A 19,856-nucleotide genomic window follows, 5' to 3' on the forward strand; every position below is an offset into this window, starting at 1 on the left:
TGTTCTGTGGGTCGTGCCGTCTCAGTCGTACAGCGAATCTTCGTCGGAGAAGCCCTGTCCCCACGGCAGCGGCAGGAATTTGGCGCCCGCGGTCTTTTCCGTGTGGATCTTGATGAATTTCGGGTCTTCGCCGATCAGGCAGTCGGGCCGGTGCGGCCCCAGCCACGGGTTGCGCATGCCGCGCGCCAGCACTTCCTTCAGCGGGGTTTCGCGCAGGTTGCCGATGGAGAAATCGATGTACGGGCACGGCGTCACTTCCATGGTGGAGGTGACGGTGATGATGCCCTTGACCGTGATGCAGCCCTTGTGCGAGCCGTAGGAAGGCGTCATGTGGGTGAAGACGTTGTACTCCTTCTCCATCTGGCGCAGGATGTCGGCGTCTTCCTTGTCGATGACGAATTCCGGGTGCTCGGTGCACGATCCGGTGGGCTTGGCGTAGGACACGTACAGTCCGAAGCCGCGCTGGGTCGCGTACTCGCACATCTGGCGGAATTCCTTGCTCTTGGCCCGGCCCTTGACCAGCACGGTCGACAGGATCAGATTGAGGCCGGCGTCCAGGCAGGCGTCCACCGCGCGGATCACCCGCTTGTACGAGCCGGGCTTGTTGCGGAAATTGTCGTGGTCCTTCTCGACGAAGCTGTCCAGCGACAGCTGGATCTTTTCCACGCCGATGGACTTCAGATGCTTGGCGCGCTCCAGGTCGAGAAACCAGCCGTTGCTGTCGACGATCACATAATGCTTTTCGGGATCGATGGCGGCGACGACATCGTCCAGATCCTTCATCACCAGCGGCTCGCCGCCGGTGATCACGAAGCGGGCCAGGCCCAATTCGTCCGCTTGGCGGGACAGGTTGCGGATGTCCTCGTATTCCATCTTGCTGCGGGTGTCCACCACCTTGATCACGTTCTTCAGGTGGCGGTCCATGTAGTATTCGGCCGAGCAGTGCGTGCACTTGAAGTTGCACAGATAGCTCTTCTCCAGCCGGATGATGGGGCTGATCTCCCCGCGCTCTTCCATTTCCGCGATGCGCGCCAGCTTGGCCGCGATGTACGGCTTGCGCTGCGCGAGGTCGTTGCGTTTCGCCTGCTCTGCCTGGCTCAAGGCCAAGTTCGCGGTTTCCAGGGGAGCATTCATGTGGGTATCTCCAGGTCTTTCCATCCCCGCCGTCCGCACGCGCGCCGGCAGGGCTTTGCAAGTATTTCGAGTGTATCAGAGAGGCCGTGCCGGATTAGCGCGCCGCCTGGTTTTCTGTATCAGCATTTCTTATATGATTTTCGGCTTTTCCCAGCGAAACTTGAGCCGAAGGAAGCGGACTGCCGGCTTCCGCGCCATCGATGAAGGCGCGGTAGATCTCGTGCACCCGGATCAGATCGTCCGGGCAGCCCTGATGCCAGGCCCAGTCGCCGTCGCGCGGCGCCGACGGGTCGAAGCGTCTCGCCTCGTCCGGCGGCGTCAGCAGCCGGCATGCGTGCAGCAGCGAAATGAAATGCCCGCGGACGTCGCGGCTGTGGTTGACGATCTCGTGCTGGCACAGCGGGCGCGGGTCGAAGCCGACCTCGGCGCCGAGCTCCTTGGCCGCCACCGCGGCGATGCGCTCGGCCGAACTCTCCTTGAAGCGTATGATGCCGCCGGGAATATGCCAGCCCGGACCGTAGAAACGGTCGTGCCGCCAGGTCAGCAGCGTGCGCCCTTCCTCGTCGCGGATCAGCAGGTCGACGTTGACCATGGGCGTCAGGCTGCTGACGAACAGGAACACCTCTTCCGGCAACCCATCGCGCGCCGATCCCACCGCTTCGCGCAGGGTTTCGATCGCCTGCTGCATCGCCTCGCGGGGAACCGATGGTTGACGCGGCATGGTCAGGCCTCCGGAGCCGGGGTTCGCAGCGCATCGCCGTCCAGCACGGCGATAGCGAAGCGCTCGCCGTGGCGGGCGCGGATCTGCCGCACCACTTCCGCGCTGTAGCTGGCCGCCAGCACGATGACCGCGTCCACCTCGCCGTCATCCAGCCGCGCCGGCGGCACGATGGGCAGGTGGGTGGCCGGCGTGTAGCGCCCCTGCTTGAACGGCGCGGAATCCAGCACGTAGCGGATGCGGCCGGCGATGCCCATCAGGCTGATCAGCGCCAGCGCCTGGTGGCCCGCGCCCCAGATCGCCACCCGGCCGGGTTCGAAGCGGCCGAGGAAGCCGTCGAACGACGCGCGCAGCGCGCCCTGGCAGGCGGCCAGCGCCGACAGGTCCTGTGGGCGGCGCTTCCTGACCGTGGCCGACAGCACGTAGTCGTGCCAGGCGGCGCGGCAGTCCAGCACCTCGAAGCCGTTGGCCTCCAGCAGCCGCGCCAGCGTGCGCTCGGTGAAGTAGAACAGGTGGTCCGGGATAAACTCGGCGAACAGGCCCTTCGCTATGATCATGTCGAAGTTGGGCACCTCCACCATGCCGACGGCGCCGTCGGCCAGGTTGGCGGCGATGCCCTGCAAGGTCCGATGGGCGGCAGGGATATGCTCGAGGAAATTCAGGATCATGAAGCCGTCGAACGGGCCCGCGGCCAGCCGCGTGTCCGGGCCGTCGACAAAGCCCTGCTCCACCCTCAGCCCTGCCTGGCGGCAGGCGTCCACCGACGCCGGCAGATGCTCGACGCCGTAGGCGTCGGCGCCGGCCTCGGCCAGCAGCGACAGATACTCGCCGCGGCCGCAGCCCACTTCCAGCACCTTGCGGCCTGTCAGGCCATGCTCGGCCAACCAGCCGCCGAATTGCTCCAGCCGGAAATCGCGCATTTCCGGCGAAATGCCGGCGGCGCGGATCACGTCGCGCCAGTACGGCACCGGCTCGGCATCCAGCTGCACCAGGCCGCAGCCGCCGCATTGGCGCAGCGCAAGCCTGACGCCGCGGTCGCCGGGCAGCTGCTCGGCGCTCGGCAGCCCCTGGGCGGCGGCGGGCATGTCGTCCTGCACCAGCAAGGGCTGATCAAACAGCGGCTGCGCGCAGAGGCGGCAGTGATCGATCGCAGCGGCCATCGCTCAAACGCCCCGCTTGGCGGCTTCCGACGCCGGCAGCAGCGGAATCAGCATTTCCGCGCGCAGCTGCTCCAGCGGCAGCAGCGGCGACATGTCTTCCAGCGGCATCGACAGCATGGAGCCGTCCGGCTGCGGCAGCGCGGCGGCCTTGGGCTGCAGCGTTTCGTTCTCGTTCAGCCGCACGTCGCACAGAATCGGTCCCGGATGCGCCATCACCTTGGCCAATCCTTCCGCCAGCTCCTCGACGCGTTCGATGCGCACCGCAGGCAGGCCGTAGGCCTCGGCCAGCTCCAGCAGGTCCGGGATCAGCACGCCGGCTTCGGGCCCGGTGCCGACATAGCGGCTGTCGAAATAATTGCGCTGGGTGTTGCGGATGGAGGCGTAGCCGTTGTTGTTCATGATGAACAGGCGGATGGGCAGTCGCAGCGCCTTCAGCGTCGCAAGCTCCTGCAGGTTCAGTTGCAGGCTGCCGTCGCTTTCCAACGCGATCATCGGCCTGGAGCCGTTGCCCAGGCAGGCGCCTATCGCCGCCGGCAGGCCGTAGCCCATCGATCCCAGGCCCGAAGTCAGAAATACGCGCTGGCCCGGCTTGTTGCGGAACACGGTGTAGAACACCTCGACCGCCAGGCCGGAGCTGCCGGTGGAAATCAGCGTGTTTTCCGGCGCGGCGTCGGACAGCGCGTCGACGAAGTGATAGTGGCTGATCTGGCCGGAGGTCGGGAACGGCGCGCCGTCCTGCACCGGGTAGCGGCGCTTCCAGTCGGCGCAGCGGTCCAGCCATGACTGCCACTTGGCCTTGGGCAGGCGCTCGACGGCCGCCAGCAGGCCCTCCAGGCAGGCCTTGGCGTCCATCGCCAACGGCAGGTCGATCTCCATCTCCAGCTTGGCGATCTCGGCGGCGTCGACGTCCACCACCACCTTGCGCGCGGCGCGGGCGAAGCCCTTGGGGTTATAGGCGGTGAGGATGTTGTCGAGGCGGGTGCCGATGGCGATCAACAGGTCGCAGTTCTGCACCGCGAAGTTGCCGGGACGCAGCGCCACCACGCCGGGACGGCCGGCGCACAGCGGGCTGTCCCACGGCATCAGGTCCATCGCGTTCCAGGTGGCGGCCACCGGCACTTGCAGCGTTTCGCTGAGCCGGCGCAGCGCGTCGGCGCCGCCGGCAATGCGCACGCCGTGGCCGGCCAGGATCAGCGGCCGCTCGGCCTGCTTCAACAGATCGGCGATGGCGGCGACATGGTCTTGCGCGGCCGGCGCGGTTTCGCCTTCCGGTTGCCAGCCCGGCAGCGTGGCCGGATCGATGGGCGCGGCCTGCACGTCCAGCGGGATGTCCAGCCACACCGGGCCGGGACGGCCGCTGTGCGCCAGATAGAGCGCCTCCTCCAGATGCTGGCGGATGGCTTGCGGATCGGTGACGGTGACCGCGTACTTGGTCACCGGCTTGGCCATGGACACGACATCCACTTCCTGCACGCCCTTCTGGCGCAGGCCGCTGCCCTGCAGCAGGTCGGCGCGCTTCACCTGGCCGGAAATCACCAGCAGCGGCAGCGATTCGATCCAGGCGCCGGCCACCGGCGTCAGGATGTTGGTGGCGCCGGGGCCGGTGGTCACCATGGCCACGCCGGTGCGCTCGGCCAGCCGGCCGTAGGCCTCGGCGGCGATGCCGCAGGCCTGCTCATGATGGCAATGGACGGCGGCGATGTCGGGCTGCTGCGCCAGCGCGTCGTTCAGATGCATCGCGCCGCCGCCCGGCAGCAGAAACACGTGGCGCACGCCGCGCGCGGCCAGGAAATCCATCACGTAGTCCGCCAGGCGGACAAGTTTTGCGCTCATGCTCACATCCAGTAGGTCAGGCGGGTCTTGCGGTCCTGGTTGGCGCTGATCCGCTCGTCGGTATAGTAGGAATCGTCGACGTAATGGGTGGACGAGATCTCCTCGAACACCACGCCATTGCGCGAATGGAAGCGGTGGCGCACGCCGCGCTGCACGGTGATCACGTCGCCGGCCTGGGCCTGGCGCTCCTCGTCGTCCAGCCAGATGGTCATCTCGCCGTAGAGCACGATGAAGGTTTCTTCCTTCTTGTGGTGGTACTGCTCCGGATGGGTCTGGCCCGGCAGCATCACGATCAGCTTCTTGCAGTATTCGCGGTTGACCACGGTCACCATGGTCAGGCCGTATTCGTGGAAATGCTCCATGCCGTAATGGTGGGAGATTTCCAGCTCGGAGCGGCCCGGCACCACGATCTTGCCGCGCTTGAACAAGGCCTTCACCGCCTCCACCGCCTTCTGCACCTTGTCGCGCAGGTTCACCGGCTCCAGATCGGCGGCCATCACGGGCGCGTCGGCGGCGATCGGCGTCTTGGCGGTGTAGCGGACATATTTGGACCATTCGTTGGCGGTCAGTTGCCCTTCCACCGGCGGGAAGGCGAAGCTGACATTGTCGGCGGTCAGCGCCTCGCCGGCCGCGACCGGCCGGGTGGCGAACACGCCGCGGCGCAGCGAGCGCAGGCTGGCTTGCTCGGTCTCCGACACCGCGTCGTCCTCGCCATCGCCCAGCATGGCCAGCGCGCGCGCGGCGGCGGCCAGCCAGCGGCGGACCTGCTCCGGATTGGCGGAGTAATTGTTGATGCCGTACTGGTCGGTGGGCAGGCCCACATGCTTCTCGAACACCGTCGCGCCCTGGGCGACCGCCAGCATGATGGGTTCCATCAAGTCCGGGTCTTCGTGGGTGGAGTAGCCGATGCGCACGCCGGCGTACTGCTGGCGCAACGTCTTGATCCGCGCCAGGTGCAGATGGTCGTCCGGCGTCGGGTACTCGGCCACACAGTGCATGATGGTCAGATCCTTGCCGCGATGCAGCATGAAGCTGACCACCTTGTCGATGTCCTCGCGCCGCGCGCCGGCGGTGGACGCCACCACCGGCTTGTCGCTGCGGGCGATGCGCTCCAGCAGGGGCCAATCGGTGAACGAGCAACTGGCGATCTTGATGATCTCGATGCCGTGCGCTTCGATCAGGTCCACCGATTCCTCGTCGAACGGGGTGCAGATCGCCTTGAAGCCGTTGGCCTTCATCTCGGCCACCAGCTTTTGCATCTGTTCCGGCTGCAGCCGGGTCTCCTCGAAACGCTTCACGTACTTGACGTCGTCGCGGCCCTTGAAGCTGGAATGGATGAAGGTGTCCAGGTTGCGGTACTGCAGCTTGAAGCCGAAGTCGAAATCGAAGCCCTGGCAGGATTCGCGGATGGCGCGGATCAGCGCGACGCCGTGCTCGACGTTGCCCATGTGGTTGTTGGCCATCTCGAAGATGAATAGCGGCTTGCTCATGATGGGCCTCTCTAGTCGAAGTTGGCGCCGAGGAAGGTTTCCAGCTTCTCGACGGTGAAATCCAGCATCTCCCGGCTCAAGCCCGGATAGAGGCCGATCCAGAAGGTGTCGTTCATGATGCGGTCGGTCACCGGCAGCGGCGTCGCGCAGCGGTAGTTCCGGCCTTGCATATAGGGCTGCCGGGTCAGGTTGCCGGCGAACAGCAGCCGGGTGCCGATGCGGTGCTGGTCCAGGTAGTGCAGCAGGTCGACCCGGCTGAGCTGCGCCTCCGGCTTCAGCGTCAGCGGGAAGCCGAACCAGGACGGGTCCGAACCCGGCGTCGCCTGCGGCAGCACCAGGAATTCGGCGCAGCTTTGCAGCCGCTCGCTCAAATAGGCGAAGTTCTGCTTGCGCGCCGCGATGAAGCCCTCCAGCCGGTCCAGCTGGGCCAGCCCGCAGGCCGCCTGCATGTCGCTGATCTTCAGGTTGTACCCCATGTGGGAATAGGTGTACTTGTGGTCGTAGCCGCAGGGCAGTTGGCCCAGCTGCCAGGAAAAGCGCTTGCCGCAGGTATTGTCCTTGCCCGGCGCGCAATAGCAGTCGCGGCCCCAGTCGCGCACCGACTCCATGATCAGCCGCAGTTGCGGGTCGCGGGTGAACACCGCGCCGCCCTCGCCCATGGTGATGTGGTGGGCCGGATAGAAGCTGAGCGTGCCGATGTCGCCAAAGGTGCCGACCTTCTGGCCGTTGAAGGTGGAGCCCAGCGCGTCGCAGCAATCCTCCACCAGCCACAGGCCGTGCTTGCGGGCGAAAGCGGCCACCTTGTCCAGATCGAACGGGTTGCCCAGCGTGTGGGCGATCATGATGGCCTTGGTGCGCGGCGACAGCGCGGCCTCCAGCAGATCGGCGTCGATATTGTAGGTCGGTAGCTGCACGTCGACGAACACCGGCACCGCGCCGTTCTGGATGATGGGATTGACCGTGGTGGGGAAGCCCGCCGCCACGGTGATCACTTCGTCGCCGGGCTTGATCGCGCGCTCGCCAAGCTTGGGCGAGGTCAGCGCGGTGAAGGCCACCAGATTGGCCGACGAGCCGGAATTGACGGTCAGCACGTGCGGCAGGCCGATGAATTCGCCCAGCCGGGTTTCAAAGGACGCGTTGAAGCGGCCGGTGGTCAGCCAGGCGTCCAGCGCGGCGTCCACCATGTTCGCCACTTCGGCGGCGCCCACCACCTTGCCGGACGGCGGCACGGCGGTCTGGCCGGGAATGAATTCGGCCTGGGCCAGGCGCGCTTCGGCGTATTGACGCACCAGGGCGAGAATGGCCTCTCGGCTTGTGTCAGTCATGTCTTGCTCTCTCTGCTCAGCCGCGCGTATAGGCTGAGATCTGCTTTAAGGTGAAGGCCTGCATGTCCTCGCCGCGCAGCCAGGCGCGATGCCAGTCCAGCGTGGCCGACAAGGCCTGCTCCAGGCTCCAGCGCGGCGACCAGCCCAGCCGCTGGCGGGACTTGGCGCTGTCCAGCCGCAGGGTCTGCGCCTCGTGCGGATGGTCGCCGCCGTCGCGGTGCCAGCGGGCGTCGCCGCCCCATTGCCGGGCCAGCGTGTCGGCGATCCAGGACACCGGACGATTGCTGTCGTCGGCGGGGCCGAAATTCCAGGCCGACGCGGCATCATCCTGCCCCTGCGCCAGGCGCTCGGCCAGCCGCAGGTAACCAGCCAGCGACTCCAGCACGTGCTGCCAGGGACGGACGGCGTCCGGGCTGCGTATCGCCAGCGAGCGGTTCTCGGAGAAGGCTTGCAGCAAGTCGGGCACCAGCCGGTTGGCCGACCAGTCGCCGCCGCCTATCACATTGCCGGCGCGGGCGGTGGCGATGGGGGCCATGCCGGGATAGGAGCGCCGGTAAGCGGCGCACACCAGCTCGGCGCAGGCCTTGCTGCTGCTGTAGGGATCGTGGCCGCCCAGCGCGTCGCTCTCGCGGTAGGCCCACGGCCATTCATGGTTTTCGTAGCACTTGTCGGTGGTGACGGCCACTACGGCCTCCACGCCCGGACAATGGCGCGCCGCGTCCAGCAGGTTGGCGGTGCCCATCACATTGGTCGTGAAAGTGCCCAGCGGATCGGCGTAGCTGTGCCGGACCAGAGGCTGCGCCGCCAGATGGAAAACGATGGAGGGGCGACAGGAGCGCATCGCGTCGGCCAGAGCCGCCGCGTCGCGGATATCGGCCAGCATACCCATGGTGCGGCCGCCGACGCCGGCGGCCTCGAATAGCGCCGGCGACTGCTCCGGCGGCAGCGAGTAGCCGTGCACCTCGGCCCCCATGTCGGCCAGCCACAGGCTGAGCCAGCCGCCCTTGAAGCCAGTGTGGCCGGTCAGGAATACCTTGCGCCCGCGCCAGAAGGCCGGATTCACCACAGCTTCCACGGCGCCTCCCCGCTCTGCCACAACTCCTCGAGCAGGGTCTTGTCGCGCAGCGTGTCCATCGGCTGCCAGAAACCGCTGTGTTCGTAAGCGGCCAGCTGTCCGCGGCTGGCCAGCGTTTCCAGCGGCTCGGATTCCCAGACGCAGTCGTCGCTGTCTATCAGGTCCAGCACCGACGGGTTCAGCACGAAGAAGCCGCCGTTGATCATGCCGCCGTCGCCGCGCGGCTTTTCCTTGAAGAATTCGACGCGCTCGTCGCGGATCTCCAGCGCGCCGAAGCGGCCGGGCGGATGCACCGCGGTGACGGTGGCTTCCACGCCCTGGCTGCGGTGGTAAGCGACGGCGGCGGTGATGTCGATGTCGCTGACCCCGTCGCCGTAGGTGAAGCAGAAGTCCTGCTCGTTCTCCAGATGCCTGCGCACCCGCCCCAGCCGGCCGCCGGTCTGGGTGCTTTCCCCGGTGTCGACCAGGGTCACCCGCCACGGCTCGGCATGGCGCTCGTGCACGAACATCTGGTTGTTGCTCAGATCCAGCGTGACGTCGGAAGTGTGGAGGAAATAGTTGGCGAAGTATTCCTTGATCACATATCCCTTGTAGCCCAGGCAGATGATGAAATCATTGATGCCGTGTGCGGAGTAGATTTTCAGGATATGCCAGATGATGGGCTTGCCGCCGATCTCGATCATCGGTTTGGGACGAAGATGGGACTCTTCGCTGATGCGCGTGCCAAGACCACCAGCCAAAATCACGGCTTTCATACATCTCTCTCTTGTTGCGCCCGGCGTATATTAAATGGATTCGATAATCCATTCCAATGTAAATCGGACATCCGCAAGGCTGGATCCGCTTTGGGACGGGCATGCCGCCCGCGACCTCCAGTCAGTTTATGCCAGATCGCGCGCCGGGGCCGCCAGCGGCCCGGCATCGCGTCCTTTGCGGTTTTATCGGCGCGAAGGGCGGAGCACTTGAGCCGGCCGCGGCAATCTCGCCCCATTCGGCTCGCCCCGCCCCGGGCGGGCGCCCGGCGCTCAGCTTCCGAAGCAGGCCTGCAGAGTATCCATCAGGTCCTGCACGCTCTTGGCGGCCACCGCCGGGTCGAACTCGACCTTGCCTTGCTTTCCCTTGCCGGCTGCCCAGTTGCTGACCAGGCACAAGTGGGCGTAAGGCAGCTCCAGCTCACGGGCCAGCGCGGCCTCCGGCATGCCGGTCATGCCGACGATGTCCGCGCCGTCGCGCTCCAGCTTGAGAATCTCCGCCGCGCTCTCCAGCCTCGGTCCCTGGGTGCAGGCGTACACGCCATCGTGCACCCCGCTGATGCCGGTGGACTTGATCGCCTCGCGCAGCCGCCGGCGCAGGTCCGCGTCATACGGGGTGGTGAACTCGGCGTGCACCACCGGCCGCTCCGGCCCTTCGAAATAGGTATGCTTGCGTCCCCAGCTGTAGTCGATGATGTCGTGAGGCACGACCAGGCGTCCCGGCGCCATGTCGGGGCGGATGCCGCCCACCGTGCCGATGGCGATCACGCCCTTCACGCCCTGGTTGTGCAGCGCCCACAGGTTGGCGCGGTAATTGATCTCGTGCGGCGCCAGCGAATGGCCGTAACCGTGGCGGGCGATGAACACCACGTTCTGGCCGGACAGCTTGCCGAAGGTCAGCGCGCAGGAAGGATCGCCGTAAGGCGTGCGCACCACCTGGCGATGCGTGACGTCCAGTACAGGCAGCTGTGCCAGGCCGCTGCCGCCGATGATTGCCATCATATTCGTTTCCCCTTGCGTGTTTCCTGCGCGGACGCCGTCCGGAACGTTCCGGACGGGCACGGCGGTCTCCCCGCCCCCTTGTTCCCGCCATCTGATTATGTCCGAATCCTGCGGTTTCGGCATAGTCCGCGACGCCGGCCAAGCCGCCAAAGCCCCGTGGGCGCGCATGCTGGCGCGTCCTCTGCGCGCAAGCGCGCCGGCAAGCTGGCGCTTACTTCCCAAACGGATTTCCCCATATTCAAGGCGAGGCATTCGGCTTGAGTCATTTTCGCTTGCCGACTTAAATGATAATGGTTATCATTTTTAAATGAGCACATATCACTCACCGCCCATCCCCGACAAAGCACCCGCGCCGGCTTCCCCGCCGCTGCTGCACAGCCGCCAGCTGTTCGACGGCGGGCGCGAGGTGCGGATCGAGCATCAGGGCGAGATCTACCGCCTGCAGCTCACCCGCAACGGCAAACTGATACTGATCAAGTAACACCCGCAAGCCAGCCGACAGCCAGCCAGCGGAAACGACAACAACATTGGAGTTTCCATGGCCCTGTTCCGTGCCACCCCTCTGGTGCTGAGCCTGGCGGCAGCCTGGCCCGCCTTCGCAGACACCGCCTCGCCGGCGCTGGAGACCATCCAGGTCACCGCGCACCGCAGCGAGAAACCGCTGGCGGAAACCGCCCCCAACGCCGCCGTGGTGTCGCGCCACAAGCTGGACGACCGGCTGATCCGCGATATTGCCGACGCGGCGAAATACGAGCCGGGCGTGGAGGTGGCCGCCGACCCCAGCCGCCGCGGCAACGCGGGGTGGACCATACGCGGCATCGACGGCAACCGCATCCTGATGCTGATCGACGGCGAGCGGCTGCCTGAAGCCTATGCCGGCGGCGGCAACGGCAACGGCGCCATCGCCGGCCGCGACTTCGTCGAACTGGAAACGCTGCGGGCGATCGACATCGTCAAGGGGCCGACCTCCAGCCTGTACGGCTCGGACGCCATCGGCGGCGTGATCGGCTACCGCACCAAGGCGGTCGACGACTTCGTGCCGGAAGACCAGGGGATAGGCGGCAGCGTCAAGGCCTTCGGCGCCGGCGCGGACAATAGCTGGGGGGGCAGCGCCGGCTTCGGCGCCAAGGGCGAGCGCGCCGACGCCATGCTGATCTACACTCATCGCAACGGCCATGAAACCGGCAACCAAGGCGGCAACGGCAGCGACGGCGCCGCCCGCACCGCGCCCAATCCGCAAAGCTGGCACAGCGACAGCCTGCTGGCCAAGCTGGGCTACAAGCTGGTCGAACGGCAGCGGCTGGAGCTGACGCTGGAGCATTTCCGGCGCGACACCGACACCAAGCTGCTGAACACGCTGTACCCGGCCTCCATCGACCGCCGCTCGGGCCGGCCCAAGCCGGCGCTGCAAGCGCAGACCGCCGCCGACCGCACCCAGCGCGACCGCGTTTCGCTTGGCTGGGAAGCGAAACGGACCGGGCCTTTCGAACGCCTGGCCGTCAAGCTGTACCAGCAAAAGCTGGACAATGCCGACGACAGCCTCGAGCAGTACGGCAATGGCAGCCGCATCGCGTCGAATTACGGCTTCGACCAGAAAATCCTCGGCCTGAGCCTGGACGCCGAGCACCGTTTCGCCGCGCTGTCGGCCGAACAGCTGCTGCTGTGGGGCGTGGACCTCTCGCGCACCGACACCAGCCGGCCACGGCTCAAGACGCAATACAACGCCGACGGCAGCGCCAGCAACGTCGTGGGCGGCGAGACCTTCCCCAGCAAGACCTTCCCCGACAGCGCCTCGAACCGCGTCGGCCTGTTCGTTCAGGACGAGATGAAGTTCGCGAACGGCGTCGTCCTGTCGCCATCGCTGCGCTGGGACCATTACAAGATGACCACCAGCCCGGACCAGGCCTATGCCAACAGCGGCGGCCAGGCCGTGCCGTCGTTCAGCGACAGCGCGTTCTCGCCCAAGCTGGGCCTGAGCATCCCGTTCGCCGGCCATTACACCGCCTTCGCCCAGCTGTCGTCCGGCTTCCGCGCGCCGCCGTTCGACGACGCCAACATGGCCTTCGTCAACCGCGCCCACGGCTACCAGGTGATCGTCAACCCCGCGCTGAAATCGGAAACCAGCCGCGGCGTCGAGCTGGGATTGAAAGGCCAGTGGGACAGCGTCGACTTCGGCCTGACCGCCTATCAGAACCGCTACCGCGACTTCATCGAGCAGCAGAGTCTGGGCATGGTGAACGGCCTGCTGACCTATCAGTACCAGAACATCGGCCGGGTCGACATCAAGGGGGCCGAAGCGCGCGCCGCCTGGCGCTTCGCTCCGGGCTGGCAGACCCACGCCGCCGTCGCCTACACCCACGGCGAGGATCTCGACAGCCACACCGCGCTGGCGTCGGTCGCGCCGATGTCGGCGGTGCTGGGCCTGCGCTACGGCCAGGCGCGCTTCGGCGGGGAGGCGCTGCTGCGCGCCGCCGTCCGCAACAACCGCGCGCCGGCGGTGGCGCTGCCCCCGCCTTCGGCCGGGCAGACCGCCGGTTTCGAGACCCCGGGCTACGCGACGCTGGACCTGACCGCCTACTGGAAGCCGGCCAAGGGCACCACCGTGCGCGCCGGCGTGTTCAACATCTTCGACCGCAAATACTGGAAGACCGCCGACGTGCGCGGCATGGCCGCCGGCGATCCGGCGCTGGACCGCTACACCCAGCCCGGCCGCAACGTCAGCGCCAGCGTCGAATACCAATTCTGATCCACCCGGCGGGCGGCCTCCCGCCCGCCGCCAACCACAGGAGAACACCATGAGCCAGCTATGGGACCGCTACCAGGCGCTCAAAGCCAGCCAGCCCAAGCTGCGCGTCCGCGACGCCGCGATGGCGCTGGGCGTCAGCGAATGCGAGCTGGTGGCCGCCGACCCGGCCGCCACCCCGCTGCAGCCGGAATGGCCGGCCATCCTCGCCGCCTTGGCCCCGCTGGGCCGGGTGATGGCGTTGACGCGCAACCATGCCTGCGTCCATGAAACCAAGGGCGACTACGCCAATGTCGAAATCGACGGCAGGGTCGGCCTCGCCATCAACCCGGTGATAGACCTGCGCATCTTCCTGTTCCACTGGCGGCACGGTTTCGCCGTGCGCGGCGAGACGCCGCGCGGCGTCCAGCGCAGCCTGCAGTTCTTCGACCGCCACGGAGAAGCCGTGCACAAGGTCTATCTGACCGCCGACAGCGACGTCGCCGCCTTCGACGCGCTGGCCGCGCGTTTCGCCTCGACCCCGGCGGCGCTGGAGCTGGAGCCGGTCGCCGCGGCCGCCGCCGAGCAACCCGACGACGCCATAGACCGCGCCGCGTTCCAGGCCGAGTGGCGCAGCCTGAACGACGTGCACGCCTTCCACCCCTTCCTGCGCCGCTGGCAGGTATCGCGCCGCCAGGGCTTCCGGCTGGCGCCGGCAGGCCAGGCCTGGCGCGTGCGCGAAGACGCGGTCGAGCAGTTGCTGCGCCGCGCCGCCGCCACCGAAACGCCGATCATGGTGTTCGCCGGCAACCGCGGCATGATCCAGATCCACACCGGCCCGGTGCGCAACATCCAGGTGGTCGGCGACTGGCTGAACGTGCTGGACCCGGACTTCAACCTGCACCTGCGCACCGACCTGATCGCAGAAGCCTGGGTCACCCGCAAGCCCGGCGACAACGGCGTGGTCACCTCGCTGGAGTTGTTCGACGAGCAGGGCGAATCGCTGGCCACCTTCTTCGGCGAGCGCAAGCCGGGCCGCCCGGAGCGGGCGGAATGGGTGAAGCTGCTGGGCGAGCTGCCGCTGCTGGAGAAAGCCGATGTCGCGTAAAACCCTGCTGGCCGGCCTGCTGCTGGCCGCCCTGCCGCCGGCCGGCCTCGCCGCCGAGCGGCTGGTGGTGGTGACGCCCGACATCGCCGAGATCGTAGTCGCGCTGGGCGCGGCCGGCGAGGTGGTGGGCCGTGACCGCGGCAGCAAGGAAGCCGAGCTGGCCCACGCCCAGGTGGTGGGCTTTTCCCGCGCGCTGAACGCCGAAGCCATCGCCAAGCTCAAACCCACCCTGGTGCTGGGCAGCGCCGCCGCCCAGCCGCCGACGCTGTGGCCGCAGCTGAAGCAGCTGAAGTTCCGCGCCGAGGCGGTCAGCGCCCGCGAAGACGGCCGCGACTTCGCCGAGGCCATCCGCAAGGTGGGCTCGCTGCTGGGCCGCGACGCCGCCGCCGCCAAGCTGGCGGCCGACTGGCAGCGCGGCATGCAGCCCCGCGCCGGCCGAACCGTGCGCTACCTGGTCAGCTACGACGGCAGCCTGGTCGCCGGCGGCGAGACTGCTCCCGACACCCTGATCCGCGCCGCCGGCGGCGTCAACGCCGCGGCCGGCCTCAACGGTTTCAAGCCGCTGGCGCGCGACGCCTGGCAAGCGCTGAAGCCGGACGTGATCATCCTGGGCAGCCACACCGCCGCCGCATACGGCGGCAAGGACGCCTTCGCCAGACGCCCGGAGATCGCCGCCACGCCCGCCGGCAAACAGGGGCGCATCTACCTGCTGCCGCCGCAGCAGGGCATGCTGATCGGCCTGGGCAGCCCGGAGGTGGTCGAACGGATGGTGAGGATGTGAGCGGCGCCCGACTGCTGTGGCCTGTCCTGGTCATCGCCAGCGCGGCGCTGCCGCTGCTGGCGCTGGCCAGTTCCGCCGGCCACTTGGCATGGCCCAATCTGGCGGATCCGCTGGTCGCCGAACTGCGCCTGCCGCGCGTGGTCGCCGCGCTCGGCGTCGGCGCGGCGCTGGCCGCCAGCGGCGCCGCGCTGCAGGCGCTGTTCCGCAATCCGCTGGCCGATCCCGGCCTGATCGGCACCTCGAGCGGCGCCGCGCTGGCGGTGATCGCGGTGCTGGCGCTGGGCATGGCTGGCCTGTCGCTGCCGCTGGCGGCCTTCGGCGGCGGCCTGGCCGCCACCTGGCTGATCCTGGCGCTGGCGCGTCTGGCCAAAGGCGGCCTGGCCGGCCTGCTGCTGATGGGGCTGGTGGTCGGCGCGTTCTGCGGCGCGGTGTCCAGCCTGATTCTGTTCCTGTCCGACGACCTGACGCTGCGCGCCGCCAGCAGCTGGCTGGCCGGCAACCTGGGATCGGCGCTGCCCGGCCGGCTGTGGCCGTGCCTGCTGATCGCCGGGTTCGGCGTCGCGCTGCTGTGCGCGATAGGGCGCGACCTGGACTGCCTGCTGCTGGGCGAGGAGACCGCCCGCTCGCTGGGCATAGACACCCGCCGCACCCGGCGGCTGGCCGCCATCGGCGCGGCGCTGGCCACCGGCGGCGCGGTGGCGCTGTCCGGCGTGATCGGCTTCGTGGGCATGATGATTCCCAACGCGCTGGCGCTGCTGGTCGGCGGCTGCCGCCGCAAGCTGATCCTGACATCGGCGTGGGCCGGTGCGCTGTTCCTGCTGGCGGTGGACACGCTGGCGCGCAACATCGCCTGGCCGCTTGACCTGCCGGTGGGGCTGATGGCCGCCTTCGCCGGCCCGCCCTTCTTCATCTGGCTTTTCCGCCGCCAACAACGGAGCCCCCGCGATGCCTGACACCCATACTCTGAAAGCGCGCGAACTCGGTTACAGCGTGAACGGCCGCGCGCTGCTGCGCGACATCCGCCTGGACCTGCCTGCCGGCCAGGTCAGCGCGCTGCTCGGCCCCAACGGCGCCGGCAAGACCACGTTGCTGCGGCTGCTGGCCGGCCTGGCCGTTCCCAGCCAAGGCGCGGTGCGCCTGGACGGCCAGTGCGTCTGCCGGATGGACGCGCTGCAGCGCGCCCGGCGCATCGCCTGGGTGCCGCAACACTTGCCCGCCGACATTCCGCTGACGGTGGCGGAGTTTGTCGCCCTGGGCCGCATGCCCTATCTGGGCGCCTTCACCCGCCCGTCGCCGTCCGACCGGACCGCGGTGGCCGAAGCGCTGGCCACCGTGGAAATGGACGGCCACGCGGCCAAGCGGCTGGACGCGCTGTCGGGCGGCGAACGCCAGCGGGTCGCCATCGCCCGCGCGCTGGCGCAGCAAGCGCCGGTCATCCTGCTGGACGAGCCGACCAACCACCTGGACCTGCGCCACCAGCACAAGCTGCAGCTGCTGCTGCGCGAACTCGCCGCCCAGGGCAAGACCGTCGCCCAGGTGCTGCATGATCTGCAGCTGGCGGCCGAGTACGCGGATCGGGTGGCGCTGCTGAGCGACGGGCGGCTGCTGGCCGAGGGCCAGCCGCGCGCGGTGCTGACGCCGGAACGGCTGCTGGCGGTATACCGCTGGCCGGTGCGGCTGGAACACCGCGCCACGCACCGGCGGGCCGCCTGAAACACAAAAGCCGCCTCCCGGATGCCGGGGGCGGCTTTTTGCGCGACGGCTCCCCGCCTTACTTCAGCGCGTAGATCGCCGGCAGGTTGCGCCAGGCGCCGCGCACGTCCATGCCGTAGCCGAACACGTAGCGGTCCGGCACGTCCAGACCGACGAAGTCGGCCGCCAGCGGCTTTTCCTTGCTGATCAGTTTGTTGGCGAACACGCCGCTGTAGAAAGCCTTCGCGCCCATGCTCATCACCTTGTCGCGGATGGCGGCCATGGTGTGGCCCTCGTCCAGGATGTCGTCCAGCACCAGCACCACGCGGTCGCGCACATCTTCCTTCGGCGCCTGCTTCCACACCAGCTCGCCGCCGTGGGTCTTGTCGCCGTAGCGGGACACGTGGACGTAGTCGAAATCCAGCGGGAAGGCCAGGCGCGGCAGCAACTGGCCGGTGAACACCACGGCGCCGCCCATCACGGACAGCACCAGCGGGTATTCTTCGCCCAGCTTTTCGGTGATTTCCACCGCCATGCGATCGACGGCGGCGCTGACTTGCTCGGCGGTGAACAGCACGTCGGAGCTGTTGATCAGACCGCGGGCTTCGGCAATATTAGGCATGATGACTCCTTGAACAGAACAGGCGGCGCCGCCCGCGGGCGGCGCAATGGGAAAAACGGTCAGTCGAGCTTCAGCTCGCGCAGGAAGGCGGCGAAATCGCCGGCCACCTCATTGTGCTTCAAACCATAGTTGACCGTGGCCTTCAGATAGCCCAGCTTGGAGCCGCAATCGTAGCGGGTGCCCTTGAAGGGCAAGGCCAGCACCGGCTCGTTCTTCATCAGCGCGGCGATGCCGTCGGTCAGCTGGATTTCGCCGCCGGCGCCGGCTGCGGTGTTGACCAGCTTGTCGAAGATGCGCGGGGTCAGGATATAGCGGCCGACCACGGCCAGATTGGACGGCGCCTCTTCCGGGCGCGGCTTCTCCACGATGTGCTCTACGCGCTGATGGCCTTGCGCATTTGCGGCCACCTTGACGATGCCATAGGAGCCGGTCTCTTCCGGCGCCACGGTCTCCACGCCCAGGATGGACGAGTGGGTCTCGTCGAACAGGCGCACCATCTGCTCCATCGCGCCCGGCGCGCCTTCGATCAAATCGTCGGCCAGAATCACCGCAAACGGCTCGTCTCCCACCACCGGGCGCGCGCACAGCACGGCATGGCCCAGGCCCAGCGCCTCGGTCTGGCGGATATAGATGCAGCTGACAGAAGGCGGAATGATTTCCTGCACCAGCTGCAGCAGCTTCTGCTTGTTCTTGTATTCGAGCTCGGTCTCCAGCTCGTAGGCTTTGTCGAAATGGTCCTCGATCGAACGCTTGTTGCGGCCGGTGATGAAGATCAGCTCGGTCATGCCGGCGGCGATCGCCTCCTCCACCGCGTACTGGATCAGCGGCTTGTCGACGACGGGCAGCATCTCCTTGGGACTGGCCTTGGTGGCGGGCAGGAAACGGGTGCCCAGACCGGCCACCGGAAATACCGCTTTGGTGATTTTCTTCATCTCAAACTCCGCAATCCATGTCGATCAGGCTAGATAACAGCGCCGCATTCTAGCCCGACTTCGCTCAAGGTCAAAATGTCTGTCGTCCAGCCAGCGCCTCAGCGATCTGCTTCAGCATGGGCTCCCAGGCGCCGGGCGCCGGCTGCCGCCACAATTTCACCGATGGATACCACGGCGCGGTTTCGGCATCTGCCAGGAAGAACGGCGCGCTCTCGGCCCGCAGCAAGGCCCATACCGGCCGCCCCATCGCGCCAGCCAGATGCAGGATGGCGGTGTCGACGCAGATTACCAGGTCCATCTGCGCGGCCAGCGCCGCGGTATCGGCGAAATCGCTGATCGGACAGGCGCGGACCCAATCGCTCAGCTCGGCGGGAACCCCTCCCGGCTGCAGGGCGATGAACTCGATGCCGGGAACCCGGCAGATTTCGGCGAATAGTCCGGCAGGGATAGATTTGTGCTGGCGCCCCAGATCGGCGACGCCGACCCCCCAAAGGCCGCTCTCCCACACCACGCCCACTCTGCGCCGGCTCGCCGCCGGCAGCGGCGGCACCATGCCGCCGGGCACGCGCAGATAGGGTTCGGTCGGCAAATTGTCCAGCGTGATGCCCAGCAGCCACGGCAAGGACATCAGCGGCAACTGGCAGTCATGCTCAGGCAGCGCATCGGCCGGCAGCAGGCTCACGCCGTCGAATTGCGCGAACAATCTATGAAAGGAGACCGGGCAGGCCAGCAACAGCCTGGCCTGCGGATGCGCGCGCCGCAAGCAGGACAGCAGCCTGACCATCTGCAGGCTGTCCCCCAGCCCCTGCTCCGACCACAGCAGCAGCGTGCGTTCGCCCAGCGCTTCGCCCTGCCAGCGCTTTTGGGTCAACCTCGGCCTGAGCACGCTGCGCCAGCGCGCCTCGTACAGCGGCCAGGCTTCGGCGTAACGGCCCGCAGTCAGCAAGGTGATGGACTGGTTGAACTGCAGGTTGGCATCATCCGGCGCCAGCTCCAGTCCCTTGCGCTGCACCTCGATCGCCGCATCCAGCATCAGCGCGCAGCTATAGGCATTGCCCAGATTGCTGTAACGCGCGACCGAAGGCCCGGCGATGGCCAATGCGTTCTGCTGGCAGGCGATCGCATCCTGGTAGCGCCGCTGGTGCTGCCGCACGATCCCCAGATTGCTCCAGGCGTCGACATGGGCGGGCTCCGCGGCCAGCACCTCCTCCAGCAAGGCCGCGGCTAAATCCAGCTCCCCCAGCTCCTTCAACAGCACCGCCAGATTGCTTTTTATATTGCAGGAAGACGGATTCAGCGCGGCGGCGGCCAGATAGTCCTCCAGCGCGCCTGACAGATCCTCGCGCTGCACCTTGGCATTGCCGCGATTGGCAAGCGCCTGCCAGTCGCGCGGATTCAGGGACAGGCAGTGGTCGAAGGCCTCGATCGCGCCCAGCCAGTCGCAGCGGGCCGCGCATTGATTGCCTTTGTCGAAATAGGCTGTCGCCATCGCAGCAGATGTCATCTCAAC

Annotated in this window: 18 protein-coding genes; 6 read left to right on the top strand and 12 right to left on the bottom strand. The window is 67.5% G+C overall.

What is annotated here, in order from left to right; genetic code table 11:
- Positions 1-21 precede the first annotated feature (21 nt).
- The 9 genes from CV_RS19230 to CV_RS19270 all read right to left on the bottom strand — a co-directional run bounded on the left by CV_RS19230 (position 22) and on the right by CV_RS19270 (position 10,489).
- Positions 22-1,134: a radical SAM/SPASM domain-containing protein gene (locus CV_RS19230; protein ID WP_043596749.1), complete on the bottom strand. Its 1,113-nt coding sequence runs from the start codon at positions 1,132-1,134 to the stop codon at positions 22-24.
- A gap of 94 nt (positions 1,135-1,228) precedes the next feature.
- A complete protein-coding gene (locus CV_RS19235; RefSeq protein ID WP_011137434.1) occupies positions 1,229-1,855 on the bottom strand; it encodes an NUDIX domain-containing protein in 627 nt (208 codons plus the stop codon).
- Between the two features lie 2 nt (positions 1,856-1,857).
- Positions 1,858-3,012 (bottom strand): class I SAM-dependent methyltransferase, encoded by a 1,155-nt coding sequence (locus CV_RS19240; protein WP_011137435.1) that lies wholly within the window; start codon positions 3,010-3,012, stop codon positions 1,858-1,860.
- A gap of 3 nt (positions 3,013-3,015) precedes the next feature.
- Positions 3,016-4,845, bottom strand: coding sequence for a thiamine pyrophosphate-binding protein (locus tag CV_RS19245; protein WP_043596750.1), 1,830 nt, complete (start codon positions 4,843-4,845; stop codon positions 3,016-3,018).
- A gap of 2 nt (positions 4,846-4,847) precedes the next feature.
- Positions 4,848-6,335: an N-acetylneuraminate synthase family protein gene (locus CV_RS19250; RefSeq protein WP_011137437.1), complete on the bottom strand. Its 1,488-nt coding sequence runs from the start codon at positions 6,333-6,335 to the stop codon at positions 4,848-4,850.
- Between the two features lie 11 nt (positions 6,336-6,346).
- Positions 6,347-7,660, bottom strand: coding sequence for a lipopolysaccharide biosynthesis protein RfbH (gene rfbH / locus CV_RS19255; RefSeq protein ID WP_011137438.1), 1,314 nt, complete (start codon positions 7,658-7,660; stop codon positions 6,347-6,349).
- 16 nt (positions 7,661-7,676) lie between these two features.
- Positions 7,677-8,735, bottom strand: coding sequence for a CDP-glucose 4,6-dehydratase (gene rfbG / locus CV_RS19260; RefSeq protein WP_043596753.1), 1,059 nt, complete (start codon positions 8,733-8,735; stop codon positions 7,677-7,679).
- On the bottom strand, positions 8,720-9,490 hold the full coding sequence (gene rfbF / locus CV_RS19265; RefSeq protein WP_011137440.1) for a glucose-1-phosphate cytidylyltransferase: 771 nt from the start codon (positions 9,488-9,490) through the stop codon (positions 8,720-8,722). The genes rfbG and rfbF overlap by 16 nt, the downstream gene beginning before the upstream one ends.
- Before the next feature lie 270 nt (positions 9,491-9,760).
- On the bottom strand, positions 9,761-10,489 hold the full coding sequence (locus CV_RS19270) for an S-methyl-5'-thioinosine phosphorylase (protein WP_043596755.1): 729 nt from the start codon (positions 10,487-10,489) through the stop codon (positions 9,761-9,763).
- A 307-nt stretch (positions 10,490-10,796) separates the two neighbouring features.
- Here CV_RS19270 and hemP point away from each other — a divergent pair, with 307 nt between their 5' ends.
- From hemP to CV_RS19300, 6 genes are read left to right on the top strand one after another with little or no spacing between them, the layout of a single operon-like run.
- Positions 10,797-10,970, top strand: coding sequence for a hemin uptake protein HemP (gene hemP, locus CV_RS19275; RefSeq protein WP_011137442.1), 174 nt, complete (start codon positions 10,797-10,799; stop codon positions 10,968-10,970).
- 57 nt (positions 10,971-11,027) lie between these two features.
- Positions 11,028-13,235, top strand: a complete 2,208-nt coding sequence (locus tag CV_RS19280; RefSeq protein ID WP_011137443.1) for a TonB-dependent hemoglobin/transferrin/lactoferrin family receptor — start codon at positions 11,028-11,030, stop codon at positions 13,233-13,235.
- 49 nt (positions 13,236-13,284) lie between these two features.
- Complete coding sequence (locus tag CV_RS19285; RefSeq protein ID WP_011137444.1) at positions 13,285-14,319, top strand: hemin-degrading factor; 1,035 nt, start codon at positions 13,285-13,287, stop codon at positions 14,317-14,319.
- Complete coding sequence (locus CV_RS19290; RefSeq protein ID WP_043596757.1) at positions 14,309-15,100, top strand: heme/hemin ABC transporter substrate-binding protein; 792 nt, start codon at positions 14,309-14,311, stop codon at positions 15,098-15,100. Before CV_RS19285 ends, CV_RS19290 begins: the two co-directional genes overlap by 11 nt.
- The gene (locus CV_RS19295) at positions 15,097-16,053 is read left to right on the top strand and encodes a FecCD family ABC transporter permease (protein WP_052278873.1); all 957 of its coding nucleotides are present in this window, start codon (positions 15,097-15,099) and stop codon (positions 16,051-16,053) included. Before CV_RS19290 ends, CV_RS19295 begins: the two co-directional genes overlap by 4 nt.
- A complete protein-coding gene (locus CV_RS19300) occupies positions 16,046-16,813 on the top strand; it encodes an ABC transporter ATP-binding protein (protein WP_011137446.1) in 768 nt (255 codons plus the stop codon). The genes CV_RS19295 and CV_RS19300 overlap by 8 nt, the downstream gene beginning before the upstream one ends.
- 58 nt (positions 16,814-16,871) lie before the next feature.
- On the opposite strand, the gene CV_RS19305 is transcribed toward CV_RS19300, so the two are convergent.
- From CV_RS19305 to CV_RS19315, 3 genes are all read right to left on the bottom strand, one after another.
- Positions 16,872-17,414 (bottom strand): hypoxanthine-guanine phosphoribosyltransferase, encoded by a 543-nt coding sequence (locus CV_RS19305; protein WP_011137447.1) that lies wholly within the window; start codon positions 17,412-17,414, stop codon positions 16,872-16,874.
- 59 nt (positions 17,415-17,473) lie between these two features.
- Complete coding sequence (galU, locus tag CV_RS19310; RefSeq protein WP_011137448.1) at positions 17,474-18,346, bottom strand: UTP--glucose-1-phosphate uridylyltransferase GalU; 873 nt, start codon at positions 18,344-18,346, stop codon at positions 17,474-17,476.
- A gap of 70 nt (positions 18,347-18,416) precedes the next feature.
- Positions 18,417-19,850, bottom strand: a complete 1,434-nt coding sequence (locus CV_RS19315) for a tetratricopeptide repeat protein (RefSeq protein ID WP_011137449.1) — start codon at positions 19,848-19,850, stop codon at positions 18,417-18,419.
- Positions 19,851-19,856 lie beyond the last annotated feature (6 nt).

Source organism: Chromobacterium violaceum ATCC 12472, from assembly GCF_000007705.1.
Taxonomy (GTDB): Bacteria; Pseudomonadota; Gammaproteobacteria; order Burkholderiales; family Chromobacteriaceae; genus Chromobacterium; species Chromobacterium violaceum.